Genomic DNA, 20,940 nt, shown 5'->3' with positions numbered 1-20,940 from the left:
TGGAAGGGCAGGAGGTGCTCGCGAAATGGCCTTCCGGGCGCTGGGACGTTATGGAGCGCCCCCCCTCCTCGCATCCAGGTGTTGCACGCATATGGCCTCTCTCGTCGAAGGTCTGAAGGTCCGCTACCTCCCGCAGCCCGAGTGGGGCGTGGGGCATCTGGTGTCGCTGCAGGAGCAGGGGGCCAAGGCCCTCATCGCCTTCCCGTCCCGCGAGGAGGAGCCGGTGCTGGTGTCCACGCGCGGCGGCGCGCTGGTGCCCTACCAGCTGCCCAAGGGCGAGCCCATCCAGACGCCGAAGGGGCGCAAGGCCACCATCCTGGGCGAGGAGCCGGGCGCGCGCGGGCTGCGCCGCTACGTGGTGCGCTTCGAGGACACGGGCGAGGAGGACGAGCTGCCGGAGTCCGAGGTCCGCGCGCTGGCGCCGCGCTCCGACCTGTTGTCCACGCTGCGCGACGGGCGGGTGGGGGACGCGAAGGCGTTCATGCTGCGCAAGCAGGCGCTGGTGCTGGACGACGAGCGCCGGGGCGACGCGCTGGGCGCGCTGCTGGCCAGCCGGGTGATGGTGAAGCCGCACCAGGTGGGCGTGGTGCAGCGCGTGCTGTCCGCGCGCCGCCCGCGCTTCGTGCTGGCGGACGAAGTGGGCCTGGGCAAGACGATTGAAGCGGGCATGGTGTTCAGCGCGCTGCGGCTGGTGGGCCTGGCGCGCCGGTGCCTGGTGGTGGCGCCCAGCCACCTCACCGTGCAGTGGCTGGTGGAGCTGTTCCACAAGTTCAACCAGCTCTTCACGCTGATGGACTCGGACCGCTATGAGCAGTCGCTGAAGGAAGCGCCGGACGTCTCCCCGTGGGCGCGCTTCCCGCTGGTGGTGACGAGCCTGGAGTTGCTCAGCCGCACCCGCGAGCACCGCGAGGAGGTGGCGGCCGAGGACGCCTTCTGGGACCTGGTCATCATCGACGAGGCGCACCACCTGAAGGGCGAGAAGGCCTTCGCCGCCGCGAAGGGGTTGGCCGCGAACTCATGGGGCCTGCTCCTGCTCACCGCCACGCCCATGCAGTTGGATCCGGCGGAGTACCACGGGCTGCTCACCCTCATTGACGCGGCGACCGCGCCGTCCGTGAAGGGCTTCGAGGCGCGGCTCCAGCGCCAGGAGGAGCTGTCCACCGCGGTGCGCGCGCTCATGGCGGGCACGGACGACGGGCAGGACGCGAAGGCCGCCGTGGCCGCGCTTTCGAAGCGCTTCCCGGAGGATGCGCGCCTCCAGACGCTGAAGGAGAAGGAGGCGCTGCTCGCGCACCTGGCGGAGACGTACAGCCTGTCGGACCGGCTGGTGCGCAACCGGCGCGCGGTGGTGGGCGGCTTCTCCACGCGCAGGCTCCACCGGCACCCGGTGCGGCTCACGCCGGAGGAGCTGAAGGCGCGCGATGAGGCACTCGCCACGCTGGCGAAGGGCACCTTGCGCGGCGCTCCGCTGGCCAACGTGCTGCGCCGCCTGGAGTCCAGCCCCGCGGCGTTCATGGGCGCGGTGAAGTCCAACCCGGCGCTGAAGGGCGCGGACCTCAAGCTGACCGGACGGGACGCGAAGCTCCTCGCGTTCGTGGGCGTGCTGCGCGGCATCTGGAAGGCGGAGCCGCGCGCGAAGGTGCTCGTGTTCACGGAGAGCCGCGACACGCTGGACTCGCTCCAGTCGGAGCTGTCGCGCGAGGGCGTGGAGGCGCTGGGCTACCACGGCGACCTGCCGCTCGTGGAGCGCGACCGGCAGGTGGCGCGCTTCCGCGACCCGGAGGGGCCCCAGGTGCTCTTGTGCACGGAGGTGGGCGGCGAGGGCCGCAACTTCCAGTTCGCGCACCACCTGGTCCACTACGACCTGCCGTGGAGCCCCTCCACGGTGGAGCAGCGAATCGGACGGCTGGACCGCATCGGTCAGGCGCACCCGGTGGAGATCCACGTCTTCGACCCCGCGGGGACGCTCGCGTCGGACGTGCTGATGCTGCTGGCGGATGCCGTGGGCGTCTTCGGTGAGACGGTGGGCGGCCTGGACGCGGTGCTGGAGGAGGTGGAGGACCGCATCGCGGACCTGGCCCTGCTGCCCCGCGAGGCGCGCGTGGACTACGCCGCGGAGTTGAAGGCCCGCGTGGAGGCGGCGCGTGAACAGGTGAAGCGCGCGTACGACCCGCTGCTGGACGTGCGCAGCTTCGACAAGCCCGCCGTGGCCCGGCTGGTGGCGCGCGCGCAGGAGCGCATGGGTGAAGAGGTGGAGGAAGAGGACTCCGAGGAGGCCCCTCCACTGGAGGATGGGCTGTGGAGCGTGGCGCGCGACCTGGACGAGCGTCTGGAGGAGACCGTCACGGAGCTGGCGCGCCGCGTGGGCATCAGCGTGGACACCGATGAGCAGGTGGAGGCCTTCCAGGTGTCCTTCCAGTTCGGCCACGCGCTCAACGTCGAAGGGCTGCCCGGCATCGACGTGATGCAGGACCGCACCGTGCTGGGCACCTTCTGGCGCGACACCGCCGTGGAGGCGGAGGAGCTGGAGTACTTCGCCACCGGCCACCCGCTGGTGGAGGCGCTGTTCGGCTTCCTCAAGGACGGCCCCTACGGCCGCAGCGGCTTCCGCCACATCGAGAAGCGCGGCGTGAAGAAGCCCTCGCGCGGCCTGGAGCTGCTCTTCCACGTCCAGCTGCCGGAGTCCCAGGACACGTCCCCCGGCGCCCGCGTCCCCAGCCGCCAGCTGGCGCGCTTCCTCGCGCGCACGCTCCTGCCCGTCGCCGTGGTGGACGGCCCCCAGGGCCCCGTGGCCGAGCCTTCCGTACTGGCCGCATTGGAATCCGACGGCAAGGCGCTGAAGGGGGACGAGGTCCACCAGGCCTTCCCCGGCTTCGGCGCCTTCGTGGACGCCGCGCTGCCCGTGGCCCAGGCCGCCGCCGAGGCGGAGCTCGCCCGGGCCGCGAAGAAGGCCCGGGCCGCCATCGAGGCGGAGCGCGACGCCGCCGCCGGCCGCCTGCGCCTCTCCCTCTCCCACCAGGGCCTGCCCCCGGAAGAGGTGGAGGCCCAGGTTGACGCGGAGCGCCATCACTATGAACGGCTGCTCGGGGCGCTCGCGGGGGCGAAGGTGACGCTGGACGCGGCCTGCGGGTTCACCCTCAACAAATAAACCAAACCGTTGTGTCACAATGGAATCGGTGCTGGCGACGTTCCGGCCATTTGACCGATTCCCCAATCATCGAGAATCTAGGAGGAAGGCAGCCTCCCCTCTATGGCCTTCCCCCACCCCCAGCGTCGGAAGCACGAGTCCGGTCAGGCCGCCGTGGAAGCGGCGTTGTGCATGCCGCTCGTGGTGTTCATGGTGCTGGGGACGCTGCAGCTCTTCATGTTGCTGCAGGGCCGCATCCTGGCGCAGGTGGCGGTGTACCGCGCGGTGCGCGCGGGCAGCCTCAACCACGGCAGCTGCGAGGCGATGACGCACGCGGCGCTGGTGACGATGCTGCCCACGGTGGAGCACACCCGGACGCCCGCGCAGCTGGCCGACGCCTTCGAGAAGCGCAGGCGCAACTTCCTGCGCGTGCGCGGCTCCAAGGGCACGCTCTTCACCGAAGGGCCCATGGTCGAAATCGTCCGCGAGTCCCCGAACGTCGGGTGGGTCCGCGGCCAGGGACAGGAGGACCTGCTGTTCGACGTGCCCACGGATGACCCGGCGCTGCTGCGCCAGCGCACGCTCGAGATCCGCATGGTGGCCTGGTACTACATGCGCATCCCGTTCGCGGACTGGGTGATGAGCCGGATGTTCCTGGCCCAGTTCCACCTGAAGAACTACACGAACGCGAACCCGCTCAACCCGGCCCAGAAGAAGTCCGACTGGTGGGCGGACACCGACGTGGAGCTGGGGCCGGATGACTGGCCCGGCGGGGACCTGGGGGAGCGGATGCTGCGCTGGAACGCGCAGGGCCACTACCTGTTCCCCCTCCAGGTGCACGCGGCCATGCGGATGATGACCCCGCTGCGGGCGTCGAACTTCAATGGAGGTGCCGGATGCAGCCTGCACGGCTTCTGAGGTCCGGCGCGCGCGGCCAGGCGCTGGTGCTGTTCTCGCTGACGCTGCTGCTCTTGACGCTGATGGTGTTGCTGACGCTGGGCTTCGGCATGCGCGCCAAGGAGCGCGTCGAAATCCAGATGGCGGCGGACGCGGCGGCCTACAGCCAGGCGGTGTCCACGGCGCGCACGTTCAACGCCATCGCGGTGATGAACCGCGCGCAGATTGCCCACATGGTGGCCATGGCGGGCACGCAGTCGATGATCAGCTACGGCAGCCAGCACTACGCCGCGCGGCAGCTGTCCCCGTGCGCCATGCCGTCCAATGTCTTTTCCGGCCTGGACCAGGCGGCGGCCACGCAGGTGGCCCAGTTACAGGGGCGCGCGGGCGACATGTTCCGCGCGGAGCTGGCCATCTACAACACGCTGGTGGAAAAGCACCTGGCGAAGCAGGGGCTCACGAAGCTCATCGCCAAGGAGATCAACGGCGAGCTGGAGGCCCCTCCCACGGGCGCCAACAAGTCGCTGATGGAGGTCTCGGGTGGCTCCTCCTCTGGCACCACCTTCGAGCAGTTCGAGGCGCAGCAGCGCGCCGGCGGCGTGCCGGACACCTCCGGCGCGGTGGCGCTCGCCGGGGGGCAGAGCACCGTCAACCTGAATGCCACCATGGGCAGCCTGGGCTGGACATGGGTGCACAACCGGGGAGACGGCAGCGCGGGCTTCGGTTCGGGCGTCGCCGCGCACAACCCCGGCTTCAAGCATTATGGCAGCGCCTCCTCGATGGACTCCTCCACGTACGACACCATCTCCGGCCGCAACTCGTGGGCGCACGACCACGGGCGCACGGTGATGGTCGTCTGCCCGGACGGCACCACCGTTCCCGGCGGCGCCACGGACGCGTGGGTGATGTCCGACGAGGAGCAGTCCCACCAGGACCAGCACGTCTACGGCGCGGGCAAGCCTCCGCCGGGGCAGGGCGCGGAGAACAACACCACGGTGGACGAGCGCCACACGCTGGGCGCCTGCAACGTGTGTCCCGGCATCTGGCCGAACGCGGTGGGGTTCAACGCGGGGCACTTGAACGGCCCCCGCCCGGATGAGAACGACTTCGGCCAGCCCAAGCTGTACGCCATGCTCCACCGCGACTACGGCAGCCCGTCCCGCCGGGCGAAGCCGGACCCGTGGAACCTGCTGTTCACCTTCAAGTTCGCGGGCCAGGAGACGGAGTTCGACAACGCCGCGCCGCTGGGCCGCATCCAGCCCACGGGCCTGGAGGACGTGCAGCGCAACCAGGTGGCCCTGTCCGCGGGGCTCGCCTACTACCACCGGCCCCTGCCGGCGGCGGCGGGCGGCGGCTGGATTGAGCCGCCCAACTTCCTCAACCCCTTCTGGCGCGCCACGCTGGTGAGCACCGAGGGGGCCCGTGACGACAAGCCCGCGCGCAGCCTGGAGCAGGCGGGCTTCACGGAGCACGCGGACGCGCTGCGCCGGCTGGACGGCGCGGGCTACCGGGGCGCCAGCAGCACGGGCGGGGGGTACTGATGCACGCGCGCGCCACCAGGTCGCGCCGGGGACAGGCGCTCGTTGAAACGGCGCTGGGGTCGCTGGTGTTCGTCACCGTGCTGATGTTCGGCATCTACTTCGCGGAGGTGGGCGCGCTGACGCTCAAGGTGCAGGAGGCCGCCAACTTCGCGTTGTGGGAGGCCACCGGGCACGTGATGCACAATCCGCAAAGCGGCGTCTTCCAGCGTCCCAACGCCGAAGCGCTGGCGTCCGGGGAGGCCTCCGGGCGCTACGAGGACTTCGACGGACGCGCGGGCCGCACCAGTGGCGCCATGACGTTCCAGCTGGCCCTGGCGCGTGCCACCCAGGTGCGGGTGGACTGCGAATCGACGCGGCCTCCAGGCAGCGACATCGACATCCTGGGCACCCGGCCGCTGGACGCGAACCTGGGCTCCACGGCGCTGCAGCAGGCCATGACCGTGCAGTCCGACGGCATCTCCTGCACCGCCTCCACCCGGCTGCGCGCGGAGCGCCTGGGCACCTTCATGGAGCCGGAGTTCTTCAAGGTGTCGCACCGGCGCGCCACCGACCAGTTCACGGTGTGCGCGGCGGGCCGGGCGTCCAACGGGCGCTGCACCCAGCGCTTCTTCATGCTGCTGGACGACTGGGGCCTGTCCACCGTGGCGGAGGGCCAGGAGTGCCCGCTCAGCATCGACTCCGGGGCCCCCTGCGGGAACGCGGACTACTACGGGTGGGCCCAGCGCGTGTACGAGAAGAACGGCGGTGGCGGGAACGCGGGCACGGCGCTGATGGCGGGCGTGGGGGCGGAGGGCGGCGTGAACGAGGACCAGTTCTTCATGAGCTTCCGCGGCCACGAGAGCAACTACGAGCAGAGCATCGGCGGCTCGCACGCGGGCAACCAGACCGTCTGGGAGACGACGCCCTTCAAGGCCCGCAACATCAGCCCCAAGTACAACGCCCAGCGTGAGAACAAGTGGCTGGGGGGCGTGCCGCATTGAAGCGTGCCGGGCGCGTGGCGGGGGTGTTGCTCCCGCTGGTGCTGGGCCTGTCCGCCCGGGCCCAGGCCCCTGACGCGGGCGCGCCGGACGCGGGCGTGCAGGCCGCGCCGCGCTTCGCATGGCCCCGGCTCCAGGTCCTCGCGCACGTGGAGTCCAGCGACATCGTGGAGGCGGGCGGCATCCCCGTGGCGCTGCGCGCGGTGCACGTGAAGGAGCACATCCGCGACCTGGTGCAGCGCTTCGCGGACGCGTTCCGTGACGGCGGGCTCTACGTGCCGCCCGGCAAGGAGCAGGCGCAGTACGCGAACAACGCCGTGATGCTCACCGCGTTGGACCCGAGCCGCCGCATCACCTACACCGTGGTGATGATGCCGCAGCAGGACGGCACCACCACGCTGTACCTGGGCGAGGCCAACCACGCGCTGGCGCGTCCGCCGGAGGCCGCGGGGGACTTCGCGCCGCTGCCGCCCCAGGCCCACGGCGTGCTGCGCGTCAACGCGGAGGGCTCACGCACGCTCACCTTCCAGGTGCCGCTCACGGGCCCGCAGGTGGAGGCCTTCTACGCGGACGCGCTGGGCAGGGCCGGGTGGAAGCGCGGGGACGAGCCCGGGCTGTACTCGCGGCCCGGCGCGGAGCTGCGGCTCACGCACCAGCCCGGCAAGGACGGCCAGCGGGGCGTGGTGCTCATCCATCAGTCGCGCGCGCGCTGAGCGCGTTGATCAGGCGCGCAGCTTCTCGCGCAGCGCCTTGGCGCGGCCCTGCATGTCGGGGTCCAGGCCGGTGAGCTCAATGGACTTCAGCCGCTGATCCAGGCTCTTGGGCAGCTTCTTCTGGAGCGTGCCCGCCTCCTGGAGCGCCTCCAGCTTCGCCAGCGCCTTGTCCACGATGCGCTCGCGCGGGTGGTCCAGCAGGCTGTCGAGGAAGTACGCGTCCTCGGGCATGTCCGGATACTTCTCCAGGTAGTCCACCACGCCCTTCACCCAGTCCGCGCGCGTCTCCGACTCCTGCACCTTGCGCAGCGCGTCCTTCTGGGCCTTGCGCTTGCCCTCGGGGTCGAACGTCTTCGCCAGCCCCTCCGGCAGCTCGCCGCCGGTGAAGAGGGCGTCCGCGGCCGTCTTGTATTTCTGGTAGCTGGCGCTGCGCTCCAGCTTCTGCTGCGCCGGGTCGTCCTGGCGCGAGTGGTACTTGCTCTTGCCGCGCTGCGCGTCCAGCTCGCGGTAGGACTTGTTGCGCTTGCCGGTGAAGCCACCACCGTCGTTGTCGTCTCGGGCCATCTTCATCTCCCCTTGCGGGCGCGCCACAGCGCCGCCAGTCCCCGCCGGACGAGGGTGCGCACCTGCGCCAGCTCCTCGGGAGCGAGGGGGTGCTCCTCGTCCTGCTCCGCCTCGAACAACGCTTCCGTCACGTAGTCCTGGAGGGTATCCGGCGCGGGCGGCGCATCCGGCTCCCTGTCCAGGGCCCTGGCGTCCGCGGCCGAAAGCCCCAGCGGCCAGCCCAGCTCCAGCATGGCGTGCAGCTCGAAGAGCAGGTGGCGGGCGACTCCGTAACCTTCGTCCGTGAGGCCAGCGGCGTCAAGCGCACCCAGCAGCCCGTCCTGCCGGTTCTCGAACGCATGCATCAGCCGCGTGCGCGCCTTGTCGTCGTCCTCCAGGTAACGCCAGGCGGCCTCCACGAATTCGCCCGTGGGCTCACCGGGGTGGAAGGGCGCGGGCGGCTGCAGCCGCTCCTTCTTCGGGCGCGGCGGGCGCGGCCCGTCCTCCTCCAGCCGCACTGCCTTTCCCTCCAGCACCAGGTCCCAGAGGCCCAGCAGGTTCTGGTACAGGCGGCGCGCCAGCTCCGGGTCCCGGAAGCGGGGCTCTTCCTCGAAGAGGGTGGGAATCACCTCGGTGTGGTCGGCGCCTTCCGCGCGCGCCTCCTGCATGCGCTCGAGCACGCCGGCGGTGTCGCAGGGACTGCCGGCCAGCTCCAGCAATCCGTCGAGCGTCTGTGCACCCTCGAACTGGCGGACGAAGTCAGGGGCTCTGTTCTTGGAGCGGCTCATCGTGGGTGGACGGTAGGCACAAGGCGGGCATCCGCGCACGGGGCATTCACGCCTGGATGGCGCGGCTTCCGTTTCGGGCCGGGCGCCCCTACTCTGCGGCAGTCATGCCCGTGGAACCCTCGTCCGACTCCCTGAAATCCGCGATGCAGGAGCTCTACCGTGCGCGCGCGGTGGAGGGCCCCCTGGGGGAGAACGGCCTGCGCACCGTCTGGCACCTGTCTCCCCAGGGCGCGGAGCTGATGTCGCTGGTGGACGAGGACGGCCGGGTGCGCCGCCAGGAACTGACGCTCCTGGATGAACACTGCATCTGGGCCAGCGGCCAGGGCGTGCGCACGGGCCGGGTGGAAGCCGGCGAGGCGCGCCCCGTGTCCACGGAGGTTCGCGCGGACCCGGAGCTGGTGCCGCACCGGCTGGTGCGCGCCGCGCAGGCGCTCGCCACCTACGAGGGGCAGGACCGTTACATCCTGCACATGCAGCGCGTGCTGGCGCTGGCGCGCGAGGGGCTGGAGATGTCCAGCGTCACGTCGCCGGAGCACCTGGGGGAGTACCTGGGCCGGGAGCCGGGCCCCCGCGACACCGTCCCCACCCGCGCCGTGACCTTCACGCCGGTGGCGCCGCCGCCGCGGGAGGCCGTCCCGTCCGCCGCGCCGGAGTCCAGGCCGGAGGGAGCACCGGAGCCGGAGCCCGTGCTGCTGCGGTACGGTCAGCCGCTGCCCAACGAAGTGCCTCCCCCGGTGATGCGCAAGTCGGAGGGGCTGGTGATGGTGGGCGTCTTCGCCTTCGCCTTCGTGGTGGGGCTCATCATGCTGTACGTGCTGACGCGGGGAAGCTGAGCCGCACGGGCGAGTGCTCGCCCATCAGGTGTGTCACGTCCGCGTCGGTGGGCACGGGGCCGGAGGACGTGCGGCGGCCGGCGGTGACGCGCTCGGGCCCCAGGGTGGTGTGCAGCGGGTGCGCGTCCAGCACCAGCAGGACGGCCACCGCGACGGTGAGCACCAGGCCGCCCACCCACTCCAGCGAACGCGTCCGGCGGGCTTCGCGTGCGCGGTACGTCATCAGCCAGCTGAGGCCCAGCACCAGCAGGCAGGAGAAGCAGCTCCAGCGCACCGTGCGCAGCCGCGCCGCCTGCGCCATGCCCTCCGCCATCAAATCCGGGCGCAGCGAGCCGGGGGCCCGGGACAGCCGCGACAGCAGCGTGAAGAGCTGGTGCGCCTCCAGCGTGCCCACCACCGCCATGCCCGCCAGCGCCGCGGACACCAGGCTGCCCAGCAGCAGGCTGCGGCGCGTCTCGTGGCTCGCGCTCGCCTGGTTGAAGCGCGCCATGCCCAGCGCCACCGACAGGGCGCCCAGCAGCACCGCGCTCGTCCAGGCGCCCAGCAGCCGCGGGGCCATCGCCTTGCCCATGGCCGCCGTCAGCGCGCTCCCCGCGTCGGTGGCGGACACCATGGGCAGCGCCGCCTGCATCCGCTCCAGCAGCACCTCCGTGCCCAGCAGGCCCAGCGTCCAGGGCACCGTCGCCATGCCCACCATCACCGCCAGGGGCACTGCGCGGCCCAGCAGCGTGGAGCCCGCCGCCAGGGTGAGCAGCGGCACCTCCACCAGCAGCGCCAGTCCCAGCAACACGGAGAAGGGCCCCGCGGAGGTCACCACGCTCAACAGGCCGGCGGGACTGCCCAGCAGCGCGGGCAGCGTGCCCCCCAACACGCACACCGTGGCGGGGACGGCGAGCGCCACGACGAACAGCCCGGGCGCGACGTGGGGTCTCATTGGAACAAGCATTTCCCGTAAGAATAGGGTCCCGGGCTATTCGCGGTAATTCAGACGGGAGGACGACCCACGAGCCAGTACACGACAGAGCAGACAGCGCCGGCCACGGGCGCGAGCACGATGCCCATGAGGAGCGTCTGTCCGCAGTCCGCGCCCTCGCAGCCGATGCGCCCGTAGGCGAGCACGCCGCCAGCGAGCATGGGCAGGTGCATGCCCGCGATGAACAGGCCCAGGCCGCGCAGCACCAGCCCCCGGTACCAGGGCCGCGTCCACAGCCGGAAGACGAGCGGCACCAGCACAAGGGTGCCGGTGAACGCCGAGGCCAGCGCGAGGTGCCGGGCGGCCACCGCGACGCACGCGCCCGCGGCCAGCAGCAGGGCGGGCAACAGCAGCAGCGCGTTGAGCGACAGCGGCTCTCGTTCGCGGGGCGGCGGCGTCGGAGGCATGGGCCAGGGCGGAAGGGTCGCAGGGCGTGCCCGGTCGCGCAAGGACCGGAGTGGGAGCCCCGGGCATGCGGGCACGGGCCCCAGGCTCGCGCGCTCCCGGAGGCGAAGGACATGGCCCCGCGGGCCAGCGTTCAGGCGGCGACGGCGCCTTCGCCCAGCAGCCGCGTGTAGCGGCCCCGCAGTGCGAGCAGCTCTTCGTGGGTGCCCGCCTCCACCACCTGGCCACCCTCCACCACGGCGATGAGGTCCGCGTCGCGCACGGTGCTCAGCCGGTGCGCGATGACCAGCACCGTGCGGCCCTTCATCAGCGCCTGGAGCCCCGCGCCCACCGCCGCCTCGCTGGTGGCGTCCAGGGCGCTGGTGGGCTCATCCAGCAGGAGCAGCGACGGGCGGCACAGGAAGGCGCGCGCCAGGGCCAGCCGCTGGCGTTGGCCGCCGGACAGCCGGCTGCCCCGCTCGCCCACGGGTTCATCCAGGCCGCCGGGCAGCGCCCGCACGAAGTCCTCCGCGTGCGCCAGCCGCAGCGCTTCCCACAGCGCGTCGTCCGGCGCGTCCGGCTGGCCCAGGCGCAGGTTGTGGCGCACGGTGCCGGAGAAGAGCACCGGCTCCTGCGGCACCCACGCCACCTGGCCGCGCACGCTGGACGCCTTGAGCGACGACAGCGGCACGCCGTCCCACTTCACCTCGCCGCCGCTCGGGGGCAGGAAGCCCAGGAGCACGGAGAAGAGCGTCGTCTTGCCCGCGCCGGACGGGCCCACCAGCGCCACGCGCGTGCCCGCGGGCACCGTCAGGTCCACGCCCTTGAGCGCCTCCCGGCCGTCCGCGTAGGTGGCGCGCACGCCGGACAGCTCCAGCGCGCGCGACAGGGGAGCGGCCTCCTGGCCCACGTCCGGCGGCACCGGCGCGTCCGCGAGCGAGAACAGCCGCTCCGCCGCCGCCAGCCCCGTGAGCACCTGCGACAGCGTGCCGCTCAGCGACTTCACCGGCTGGTACAGGAGCAGCGCCGCCGCCATGAAGGACAACAGCCGCCCGGCGAGCGTTGGATCCATGGACACCGCGCGAGCCCCCCACGCCACCGCCACCGCCACGCCCACGATGCCCAACAGCTCCACCGTGGGGCTGAAGGCGCCGCGGATGAAGAGCGAGCGGCGCATCTCGTTCAGGTACGCCTCCGCCTCCGCGTCAAAGGACTCCAGCGCGCGCGGCACCGTGCCGTAGGCCTGCACCACCGGGAGGTTCTGGAGCTGCTCGGCGGTGATGGCGCTGAGCGCTCCCAGGTTGGCCTGTGAACGCGTCGCCACCTTCTTGAGCGACCGGGCGAAGCGGTTGACCGGCACCACCGTCACGGGAACGACGACGAACGTGAAGAGAAAGAGTTTCGCGTCGATGAGGAAGCAGGTCGCCAGCAGTGCGCAGATCTGCAGCCCATCCCTTACGTACGATGACAACGCCTGGGTGACGGAGAACTCCACCAGGGGTACGTCCGAGGTGAACCGGGAGACGATTTCTCCCGAGTGACGCTGCTCGAAGAAGGAAGGCGGCTGAGCGAGCAGGCGGCCGTAGAGAAAGCCTCTCAGGTCGGCCATCACGCGCTGGCCCAAGCGCTGCATCAGGCCGCCCTGGAGGAACTGGGCGGTCGCTTTCACCAGCGCCACCGCGACGACCAGCAGGGGCAGCCGGGACAGCAGGGCCTCCGGCGACAGGGTCATCCCCACCACGGTGACGGGGGCACCGGTGAGGACGGCGCGCAGCAGCGGCCCGACGATCCAGGCGTACGCGGCGGTGGCGGCCGCGGCGGTGAGCGAGGCCAGCGTGCCCGCGAGGAGCAACCGGCGGTACGGGCTCAGGTAGCCCAGGAGCCGGCGATAGACGTGCGCGGAGGGACGGGGTGCCACGGAGGGGGCGCACTCTGTCACCGAGGCGACGGTGGCGTCCAAGCCAAAGGGACGTGGGAAGCGGGCGTGCATGGCCGCCTGCCCCACGGCCGGTCAGGGAGCGCTCGCGCCCGCCTGCGTTGCCGCATCCCACACATGCGGACAGCTTGAGAGGCGCCATGGAAACCAACTCCGAGAAAGAAGTCCTGTTCAATCCCGGCTGCGAATCGGTCGTGGATGACGAAGAGCGCCGCCGTCTGCTCTGGCTGATGGCCGAGTATTTCCGCACCATCGGTTACTCGGACATCAAAGCCCGGCTCCCTGGCTTCATGCCGCCGCCGGTGCTCTCCGGCACCATCGAGGATCACCGGCCGGACTTCACCTGCCGCCAGTCCGACTCCGCCCGCACGCCCATCATCCTGGAGATCGTCACCCCGGGCATGGTGGATGATCCCACCGCCGAGAACCGCTGGAGCCTCCTGGCGAGCGCCGCGAAGCTCTACAACGCGGAGCTGCACTTCGTGGTCCCCAAGTGGTCCATCAACGGCCCCGTGGACCCGGCTCTCAAGCGCCGGCTCTCCCGCATGGAGCTGACGGTCAACCGCGTCTGGACGGTGTAGCCACGACGCCTGCTTCACACAGGGTTGGGCCCGGCCTGGATTGCTGGCGTGTTTCGCTGCGTTATAGTGACTCCGATTCTCTACGCAGCTTGAAAACGCCAGCAATTTCCAGGGGTTCGATTCAATGGCAGGGGCCGCAGGGCAGAAGCGCGACTACTACGAAGTCCTGGGCGTCCAGAAGAACGTTACGGCGCAGGACCTGAAGAGCGCGTTCCGGAAGGTCGCGTTGCAGTACCACCCGGACCGCAACCCCGGGAACCACGAGGCCGAGGAGAAGTTCAAGGAGGCCTCGGAGGCCTATGAGGTCCTGAGCGATCCGGACCGGCGCACGAAGTACGACCGCTTCGGACACGCGGGCAACCCCTTCGGGGATGCGGGCGGCGGCTTCCAGGGCGTCAACATCAACGACATCTTCGGAGAGATTTTCGGCGACATCTTCGGGGGTGGTGGCGGCGGGCGCGGCCGGCAGCGGAACAACCGGGGCGCGGACCTGCGCTACAACCTGGAGATCTCCTTCGAGGAGGCGGCGTTCGGCTGCCGTCCGAAGGTGACCATCCCGCGTCCGAAGAAGTGCGAGACCTGCTCCGGCTCCGGCAGCAAGAGCGGCGCGGCGCCCAGGGCGTGCGCGGCGTGCGGCGGCAGCGGGGAGCTGCGCTACTCGCAGGGCTTCTTCGCGGTGTCCCGGCCGTGCGGTGACTGCGGCGGCTCGGGTGCCACCATCCCGGATCCCTGCGCCAAGTGCCGGGGCTCCGGGAAGACGCCGTCGGAAGAGGTCATCGAGGTCGCCATCCCGGGCGGCGTGGACAACGGCACGCGCGTGCGGCTGGGCGGCATGGGCGAGCCCGGCGACCGGGGCGGGCCTCCGGGTGACCTGTACGTGACGGTCATCGTGCGCGAGCACCCGCTCTTCCAGCGCGAGGAGAACGAGGTCTTCTGCGAGGTGCCGGTGTCCTTCACGCAGGCGGCGCTGGGCGCGAAGATCGACGTGCCCACGCTGGACGGCAAGGTGAAGATGACCATCCCGCAGGGGACCCAGTCCGGGAAGGTGTTCCGCCTGCGCGGCAAGGGCATCCCGCACCTGCACAGCCAGCAGCGCGGAGACCAGCACGTGCGCGTCATCATCGAAACGCCCACGGAGCTGTCCTCCAAGCAGCGCGAGCTGCTGGAGCGCTTCGCGGAGGTGTCCGGCGAGGAGACCCATCCCCAGTCGAAGTCCTTCTTCGACAAGGTGAAGGAACTCTTCGGCTAGCAGGAGGCCGGGCGTGCGTCCGGGGCCGCGCGTGAGCGTGGCTCCGGGGCCGCACGAAGGGGGAGGGGAGGAGGCTTCCCCCTCGGTGACGCACGCGGGCATGCGCGGTGCACTGAAGCGGACGTTCCAGGGGAATCTTCCCCCCGCTCAAGTGTCGACGGAGCCTCACCCGCGCTGCTATGCACCTCGCCATGGAAGTCCTCTCCGCATCGCGCCGCGCGCTCGTCGCCGCGCTGGCCCTGACGTTGACCGCCTGCCCCAAGACGCCTTCCCGCACCGACAGCCGGGACGACACCTCCGGGGGAGACTCCACCCAGAACGACCGCCCGCGCGTGGACGTGAAGCAGGACGCCACCGCGAACGCCGCGCTCGCGCAGGCCCGCACCCAGGCGCAGGCGAACCCGGACAAGAAGCAGGCCGCGGAGACCTACCTGTCCGTGCGCAAGGCGTACCCCGCCACCACCGCCGGCCAGGACGCGCTCTACAACGCGGGCGTCCTCTACTTCGAGGCGAAGGACTACGCGAACGCGCGCAGGACCTTCAACGAGCTGCTCTTCGAGAACCCCCTCTATGCCCAGGCCGAGGACGCCAAGCACAAGCTGGCCGTCTCCGCCATGGAGGTGGGCGCCTACCGCGACGCGTACCAGACGCTCACCAGCCTGGCGGAGCGCGCGGAAGGGGCGGAGAAGGAGCAGTTGCTGAAGGAGGCCGCGCGCGCGGCCGAGGGCGCGGGCCTGTTCTCCCAGGCGCTGTCGTCCGCCGTGAAGGAAGCCGGCGACGCGCGGACGCAGGAGGAGAAGGCCGCCGCGGTGCAGAAGGTGGAGCAGCTGGTGGAGGGCCGCGCCAGCTTCCTCGACATCGCGCGTGTGCAGGAGGGGCTGTCCCCGTCCAACCCCGCGTGGCCGGTGCTCCAGTTCAAGCTGGCGCGCATCTACTACCACCTGCGTGACTGGACCCGCCTGGAGGAGTCGCTCCAGACGTTCCTGCGCGAAGCGCCCAACAGCACCTTCGCGCCGCAGGCGAAGGACCTGCTCGCGCGCGCCACCCGCCGCGTGGAGGTGCGTCCGCGCACCGTGGCGGTGCTGCTGCCCATGACGGGCCGCTACCAGCCCATTGGCGAGGCGGTGCTGCGCGGCGTGAAGCTGGCCCTGCAGGGCAGCGACATCGAGCTGGTGGTGAAGGACACGCAGGGTGACGTCAACAAGACGGGCACGGCGATGGAGCAGCTGGCGTTCGACGACGGCGCCATCGCGGCCCTGGGCCCCCTGCTGGTGGACGACACCAAGCGCGCGGCGCTGCTGGCGGAGGAGCTCCAGGTGCCGCTGCTGACGCTGAGCCGTCAGGAGGGCATCACGGACATTGGTCCGTACGTGTTCCGCAACATGCTGACGAACTCCGCGCAGGCGCGCGCCATCGCGGACTACGCGATGAACGTGAAGGGCTACAAGCGCTTCGCGGTGCTCTACCCGAACATCCCCTACGGCGTGGAGCTGGCGAACGAGTTCTGGGACGACGTGGTGTCCCGCGGTGGCACGGTGCGCGGCGCGGAGGCGTACTCGTACGACCAGACCACGTTCACCAGCGAGGCCAAGCGCCTGGTGGGCCGCTACTACCTGGAGGACCGCGGCGACTGGGCGGAGGCCGTGCGCGACGTGCAGGGGGAGAAGATCACGGACGCGTACCGCCGCCGCAAGGCGATGGAGAAGGCGAAGAGCGGCGTGGAGCCCATCATCGACTTCGAGGGACTCTTCATCCCGGACGACTGGCGCCGGGTGAGCCTGGTGACGCCCGCGCTCGCGGTGGAGGACATCGTCACCAACGCGTGCGACCCGCGCGACCTGGAGCGCATCCGCAAGACGACGGGCAAGAAGGACCTGAAGACCGTCACGCTCTTCGGCACGAACCAGTGGTCCAGCCCCAAGGGCCGCTCGGGCCTGCCGGAGCTGCTGGAGCGCGGCGGCAAGTTCGTCACCTGCTCGGTGTACGTGGACGGCTTCTTCGTGGACTCGCAGCGGCCGGCCACGCAGAAGTTCGTGAAGACCTACCGCGACGCGTACAAGGAGACGGGCCGTGACCCGGGCCTGCTGGAGGCCATCGGCTACGACTCGGCGCGCATGGTGCGGCAGGTGATTGACAAGCAGCGGCCCAACACGCGCGCGGCGATGCGTGAAGCGCTGGCGGGGCTGAAGGACTTTGACGGCGCCACCGGCCGCACCTCGTTCAACGACAAGCGCGAAGCGGACAAGCAGCTGTTCCTCCTGTCCGTGGACAACAAGGGCGTGAACGAGATCAACGTGGACAAGGAGAAGGCCGCCGTCCGCGGCTCGGGTTCATGAGCCTGCGTGCCGGGGGCTTCTTCCTCGCGGGCGCGCTGGCGCTCACGGGCTGCGCGCACGCGCCCGCGGGCCTGGCGCCGGACACGCTGGGCCGGTTGGCGTCCACGCCCGGAGGCTTCCTCTCCGGCGCGGTGGAGGGCTTCGACGGGGCGCCCACCGTCCTCAACCGCAAGGACGTCATCTGGACGGTGGACTTCGCTCCCCGAAGTCCGCTCGTCGCGTACACGCGCTTCGCGAACGGCACCATCGGTCAGCGGCTCACCGTCTGGGACCTGGAGACTGGAGGCGCCACGGGCGCGGCCGGGCCCACTCAGCGGTTCGACGCCCTGGTGAACGCCTCCGAGTTCGACCCGGAAGGCGTGGCCTTCGCTCCCGACGGTGCGCTGGTGGCGACGGTGAGCCGCAGTGGCGCGGTGCAGCTGTTCGACGTGGCCACGGGAACGCAGCGGGCGCTGCTCGCCACCGAGGAGCCGCTGGTGTCGGTGGCCTTCCATCCGGACGGCAAGTGGCTGGCGGTGGGGAGCACCCAGGGCCTGGTGTCGCTCGTGTCGGTGCCGGAGCTGACGTTCGCGGCGGAGGCCCGGCTGCATGTGGGGCCGGTGAGCGCGTTGGCGTTCGCGGCGGACGGGACGCTGTACTCGGGTGGCTGGGACGGGCACGTGCGCGCGTCGGATACGCCGGCGCAGACCGCGCGGCCGGATGTGGCGCGCACGCACTTCGAGCGGCGCGGCGGATTCGCGGCGGTGCAGGGCCGCGTGGACAACGGGCCGCCGGTGGTGCTGGCGCTGGACTCGCGCACGCCGGTGGTGGTGCTCACCACTGCGGCGGCGACGGCGTCCGGCATCGACGTGGCCTTCCTGAAGGACACCGTCACCGTGCCGGGCGCGCTGGGCAACACCGTGGCGCGGCTGTCGCGTGGACGCACGCTGCGCTTCAAGGCGCTGACGCTGCCGGGCGTGGACGTGGCGGTGTGCGACGCGTGCGTGCCGCAGGGCAGCCAGGGCGTGCTGGGCGCGCCCTTCAGCGAGCGCGTGGACACCGCCTTCGACGAGACGACGGCGGAGGCCGTGCTCACGCTCAAGGGCGGCGTGCCGGAAGGGACGGCTTCGATGACGGCGCGCGCGCTGACGCCGCGGCTGGACTTCACCTTCCCGGCGCACGTCAACGACGTCACCGTGGACGCGCGGGGAACGCGCCTGGGCGTGGCCTTCAGCCAGGAGAAGGCGGAGCGCACGCTCGCGGTGTACCAGCGCGAACGCAAGGGCGTGGAGGACCCCCAGGGCCCGTGGAACGCGGGGGCGCTGGTGGACGCGGCCTCCGGCCAGGTGCTGCGCAAGTGGGAGCTGCACCACGGCGTGGTGTCCTCGGCGGCCATCTCCCCCGATGGGCGCTCGCTGGCATCCGGTGGGTGGGACCGGCGCGTGTACCTCTTCACCGAAGCGGAGCAGGCGCCGAAGGGCGAGCTGGAGTTCGGCTGGACGGTGCGCCGCGTGCGCTTCTCACCGGACGGACGGTGGATGGGCGTGGCCGCGTGGACGCGCGTGAATACCGTTGGCAGCCAGGAGAGCGACCCGGCGGCGGTGGTGGTGGGCGTGCGCTACGCGTCCCCCACGGTGGAGCCGCGCGGGGCCCCCGCGGCTCAGTAGTTGAGGAACACGGCGCTCCTGGGAACGCCGCGCTGGGCCAGCTGGGCCATCACGTCCTGCACCATGTCCGAGGGGCCGCACACGAAGGCGATGGCGTGCTCCAGCCGCTCCTCGCCCAGGTGGGCCTGCACGTAGCCGACGAGGCCCTGCCAGCCGCTGGCGCCGGGACGGCTCACGGTGCACAGCACCTTCACTCCGTCCGCCTGCCACTGCTGGAGCTCGCCCTGGTACGCGAAGCCGCCCGCCGTGCGCGCGCCAAAGTACAGCGTCACCCGGCCATACGCGCCGCGCTCCTGGCGCACGGCGGCGATGACGGGGCGGATGGCGGAGATGCCGGAGCCGCTGGCGAACAGCAGCAGGTCGCGGCCCCGCGCCTTCTCCATGGGGAAGCCGGGGCCCGCCGGACGCGTCACCTCCACGCGCGCGCCCAGGGGCAGGTGCAGCAGCGCGGAGGGCAGCGAGCCTTCATCCTTGAGCAGGAACTCCCACTGCGTGCCGGCGGGGGCGGGCGGCGAGGCGATGGCGAACATGCCCGGCTCCCCACCGGGAAGGCGCAGCTGGACGTACTGTCCCGGATGGGCATGCGAGCCCACGAGCGGCGTCCCGCCGATGTCGAGCACCCAGTCGGTGAGGCCATCCGCCGCGGGGGTGCGGGCGGTGACGGTGGCGGTGTGCCAGTCGCTCATGGAGGCTTTCTAACCCGTCCTGCTGACGCGTGCCCGCCCTGCTAGAGTCGGCCCTGTGAAGACCGTTTTCTGGCTGTTCATGTTCGTCGTCGGCCTGGCCGGCGTGGTGATTCCGCTCACGTACCTGTACACGGCCAGCAAGCTGCCGCGGCTGGAGAGCGAATTCGACGTCGAGAGCCAGCTGCGCCATCGCATCGAGGGCGACCGGATGAGCGTGCTGGCCGGCCGGATGGACCAGGGCGGCCGGGAGCGCGCGTCGGTGGCGTTCACGCGGCCGGACTTCTCACGGATGCCCAAGGACCTGGTGGCGCTCTACATCCGCCAGATGGAATGCCCCACCTACTTCCAGACGCCGCGCGAGGACGGGCGCGCGTGGGCGTGGCGCCTGTTCGCCGGCGTGACGCTGGGCTCGTCGCCTCCCGGGGACGGCTCCTGCGAGCGGTGGCTGGCCATGCGCATCGCGCGGGAGATGGGCATCGAGGGCGACCTGCAGCTGTCCGTGGCCGCGCACCGGCTGCACGCCTTCTTCCAGAAGGACCAGCTCGTCGCGTACGACCTGTCCACCATCCGCTTCGAGCGCGGCGTCATCGGCGTGGAGGACGCGGCGCGCAAGCTCTTCGGCCGCGAGCTGGGCGAGCTCCAGTTGTCGGAGCTGGCGGAGATGCAGCTCGCGCTGCCGCCCTACGGCTTCTACAACGACATCAAGGCGTGCAAGAACGCGAGCCTCATCCGGCAGAACCGCGACCTGCTGTTGCAGGACCTGGCGGGCTACGCGCTGGTGAGCGAGGAGCGCGCGCGCAACGCCATCGCGCAGCCGGTGGCGTGCCTGTCGGTGAAGTAGCGGGCTTTGCGTCAGCGCCGCACCTGCGCGGGCACCTGCGAAAGCCACCCCACCTCCAGCGCGCCCCACAGGCCCAGCAGGATGGCCTCCGCGGCGTCGTGGCGCAGCGAGGTGGGGCGGGGCGCGTGGGACCACTCGATGACCCGCCGCGCGAGCCCATCCGCGGCGTCCTTCGCCTGCGAGCCGCTGCGCTGCTCCCGCACGTAGAGCAGCCGGTGGCGCCAGTCCTCCGCGGCCACGCGCAGCACGGGCAGGGCGCGGCGCAGGGCCTCGCGCTCCCAGACGTCCGCGATGGGGCCACCGCCCTCCAGCACGAGCCACGCGAGCGGGGATGCGTCCTGGAGCACGGCGGGCACCGCGCGCTTGAGCCGCGCGTGCGTGCCGAGGTTCTGCGAGCGGTACCACTGGAGCCGCCCGTCCGCGCCGAAGCGCGCGAGCCCGCAGCGCAGTCCCAGGTCCACCGCGAGCAGCGCAGGACCTGGGGGCGCGGTCATGGCGGGGTGACTACTTGAGGTACTGCTGCTTCCATCCCCGGAGCTCCTCGAGGATTCCCAGGCGGCCCGCCGCGTCGTCCGCGTTCTCGAGCCGCTTGATCTGCCGGTCCAGGTAGTTGCGCGCGGCCTGCCGGGTGAGTCCCTTGTGGACCTTGTTGTCCGCGTACAAGGGGCTGTTCTCGACCTGGTTCACGGTGGCGATGATCTGCTCCCGCACGGCGGACTCGCTCGCGGACTCCGTGCGCTTGGGCGCGGTGGGCGGCGGGCCTTCGCGGGCGGTCTTCACGGCCTTGACGGCGAGCGGCTGCGGCTTCGCCGGCGGAGGCGCTTCGATGGCGGGGGCGGGTGGCGGCTCCTGCACGGGCGCGGCGACGACTTCTGGCGCGGGCGGAGGC

General features: G+C 71.5%; 18 protein-coding genes and 1 pseudogene. 11 read left to right on the top strand and 8 right to left on the bottom strand.

Annotated elements, in window-relative coordinates:
- Window positions 1–91: 91 nt before the first annotated feature.
- The 5 genes from D7W81_RS26705 to D7W81_RS26685 all read left to right on the top strand — a co-directional run bounded on the left by D7W81_RS26705 (window position 92) and on the right by D7W81_RS26685 (window position 7,255).
- Window positions 92–3,148 carry a helicase-related protein gene (locus D7W81_RS26705; protein WP_120558216.1) on the top strand — a complete coding sequence of 1,019 codons (3,057 nt, stop codon included), beginning with the start codon at window positions 92–94 and terminating at the stop codon, window positions 3,146–3,148.
- A 102-nt stretch (window positions 3,149–3,250) separates the two neighbouring features.
- Window positions 3,251–4,045: a TadE/TadG family type IV pilus assembly protein gene (locus tag D7W81_RS26700; protein ID WP_120558215.1), complete on the top strand. Its 795-nt coding sequence runs from the start codon at window positions 3,251–3,253 to the stop codon at window positions 4,043–4,045.
- Window positions 4,024–5,565, top strand: a complete 1,542-nt coding sequence (locus D7W81_RS26695; RefSeq protein ID WP_120558214.1) for a pilus assembly protein TadG-related protein — start codon at window positions 4,024–4,026, stop codon at window positions 5,563–5,565. The genes D7W81_RS26700 and D7W81_RS26695 overlap by 22 nt, the downstream gene beginning before the upstream one ends.
- A complete protein-coding gene (locus tag D7W81_RS26690; protein WP_120558213.1) occupies window positions 5,565–6,545 on the top strand; it encodes a hypothetical protein in 981 nt (326 codons plus the stop codon). The genes D7W81_RS26695 and D7W81_RS26690 overlap by 1 nt, the downstream gene beginning before the upstream one ends.
- Before the next feature lie 14 nt (window positions 6,546–6,559).
- Window positions 6,560–7,255, top strand: a complete 696-nt coding sequence (locus tag D7W81_RS26685; RefSeq protein ID WP_244227449.1) for a hypothetical protein — start codon at window positions 6,560–6,562, stop codon at window positions 7,253–7,255.
- A gap of 9 nt (window positions 7,256–7,264) precedes the next feature.
- Here the strand turns inward: D7W81_RS26685 and D7W81_RS26680 are convergent, their stop codons facing one another.
- Both D7W81_RS26680 and D7W81_RS26675 read right to left on the bottom strand, forming a co-directional pair.
- Window positions 7,265–7,819 (bottom strand): hypothetical protein, encoded by a 555-nt coding sequence (locus tag D7W81_RS26680; RefSeq protein WP_171435580.1) that lies wholly within the window; start codon window positions 7,817–7,819, stop codon window positions 7,265–7,267.
- A 2-nt stretch (window positions 7,820–7,821) separates the two neighbouring features.
- Entirely contained in the window at window positions 7,822–8,586 is a 765-nt protein-coding gene (locus D7W81_RS26675) for a hypothetical protein (RefSeq protein WP_120558211.1), read from the bottom strand.
- A gap of 104 nt (window positions 8,587–8,690) precedes the next feature.
- Here D7W81_RS26675 and D7W81_RS26670 point away from each other — a divergent pair, with 104 nt between their 5' ends.
- The gene (locus D7W81_RS26670; protein WP_120558210.1) at window positions 8,691–9,419 is read left to right on the top strand and encodes a hypothetical protein; all 729 of its coding nucleotides are present in this window, start codon (window positions 8,691–8,693) and stop codon (window positions 9,417–9,419) included.
- On the opposite strand, the gene D7W81_RS44210 is transcribed toward D7W81_RS26670, so the two are convergent.
- From D7W81_RS44210 to D7W81_RS26655, 3 genes are all read right to left on the bottom strand, one after another.
- A complete protein-coding gene (locus D7W81_RS44210; RefSeq protein WP_120558209.1) occupies window positions 9,388–10,353 on the bottom strand; it encodes a hypothetical protein in 966 nt (321 codons plus the stop codon). The two genes, D7W81_RS26670 and D7W81_RS44210, sit on opposite strands and share 32 nt — an antisense overlap.
- A gap of 50 nt (window positions 10,354–10,403) precedes the next feature.
- Entirely contained in the window at window positions 10,404–10,799 is a 396-nt protein-coding gene (locus D7W81_RS26660) for a hypothetical protein (protein WP_120558208.1), read from the bottom strand.
- Window positions 10,800–10,930: 131 nt separating this feature from the next.
- Complete coding sequence (locus D7W81_RS26655; RefSeq protein ID WP_120558217.1) at window positions 10,931–12,694, bottom strand: ABC transporter ATP-binding protein; 1,764 nt, start codon at window positions 12,692–12,694, stop codon at window positions 10,931–10,933.
- A gap of 158 nt (window positions 12,695–12,852) precedes the next feature.
- Between D7W81_RS26655 and D7W81_RS26650 the strand changes: the two genes are divergently transcribed.
- The 4 genes from D7W81_RS26650 to D7W81_RS26635 all read left to right on the top strand — a co-directional run bounded on the left by D7W81_RS26650 (window position 12,853) and on the right by D7W81_RS26635 (window position 18,524).
- Window positions 12,853–13,293, top strand: coding sequence for a hypothetical protein (locus D7W81_RS26650; protein ID WP_120558207.1), 441 nt, complete (start codon window positions 12,853–12,855; stop codon window positions 13,291–13,293).
- A 124-nt stretch (window positions 13,294–13,417) separates the two neighbouring features.
- Complete coding sequence (gene dnaJ, locus D7W81_RS26645; RefSeq protein WP_120558206.1) at window positions 13,418–14,542, top strand: molecular chaperone DnaJ; 1,125 nt, start codon at window positions 13,418–13,420, stop codon at window positions 14,540–14,542.
- A 191-nt stretch (window positions 14,543–14,733) separates the two neighbouring features.
- Complete coding sequence (locus D7W81_RS26640; RefSeq protein WP_244227448.1) at window positions 14,734–16,878, top strand: penicillin-binding protein activator; 2,145 nt, start codon at window positions 14,734–14,736, stop codon at window positions 16,876–16,878.
- Entirely contained in the window at window positions 16,875–18,524 is a 1,650-nt protein-coding gene (locus D7W81_RS26635; RefSeq protein WP_120558204.1) for a WD40 repeat domain-containing protein, read from the top strand. Before D7W81_RS26640 ends, D7W81_RS26635 begins: the two co-directional genes overlap by 4 nt.
- Here D7W81_RS26635 and D7W81_RS26630 read toward each other — a convergent pair.
- Window positions 18,518–19,210, bottom strand: coding sequence for a ferredoxin reductase domain-containing protein (locus D7W81_RS26630; protein WP_120558203.1), 693 nt, complete (start codon window positions 19,208–19,210; stop codon window positions 18,518–18,520). The two genes, D7W81_RS26635 and D7W81_RS26630, sit on opposite strands and share 7 nt — an antisense overlap.
- 55 nt (window positions 19,211–19,265) lie before the next feature.
- Here D7W81_RS26630 and D7W81_RS26625 point away from each other — a divergent pair, with 55 nt between their 5' ends.
- Window positions 19,266–20,051, top strand: a complete 786-nt coding sequence (locus tag D7W81_RS26625; RefSeq protein ID WP_120558202.1) for a transglycosylase domain-containing protein — start codon at window positions 19,266–19,268, stop codon at window positions 20,049–20,051.
- Window positions 20,052–20,062: 11 nt separating this feature from the next.
- Here the strand turns inward: D7W81_RS26625 and D7W81_RS26620 are convergent, their stop codons facing one another.
- Together D7W81_RS26620 and D7W81_RS26615 are read right to left on the bottom strand one after the other, a co-directional pair.
- Window positions 20,063–20,545 (bottom strand): hypothetical protein, encoded by a 483-nt coding sequence (locus tag D7W81_RS26620; RefSeq protein ID WP_120558201.1) that lies wholly within the window; start codon window positions 20,543–20,545, stop codon window positions 20,063–20,065.
- Window positions 20,546–20,555: 10 nt separating this feature from the next.
- A pseudogene (locus D7W81_RS26615) lies at window positions 20,556–20,940 on the bottom strand (serine/threonine protein kinase); the annotation flags it as partial.

This window comes from Corallococcus aberystwythensis (assembly GCF_003612165.1).
Classification (GTDB): Bacteria; Myxococcota; Myxococcia; order Myxococcales; family Myxococcaceae; genus Corallococcus; species Corallococcus aberystwythensis.
This window is presented reverse-complemented; position numbering and strand designations above follow the sequence as displayed.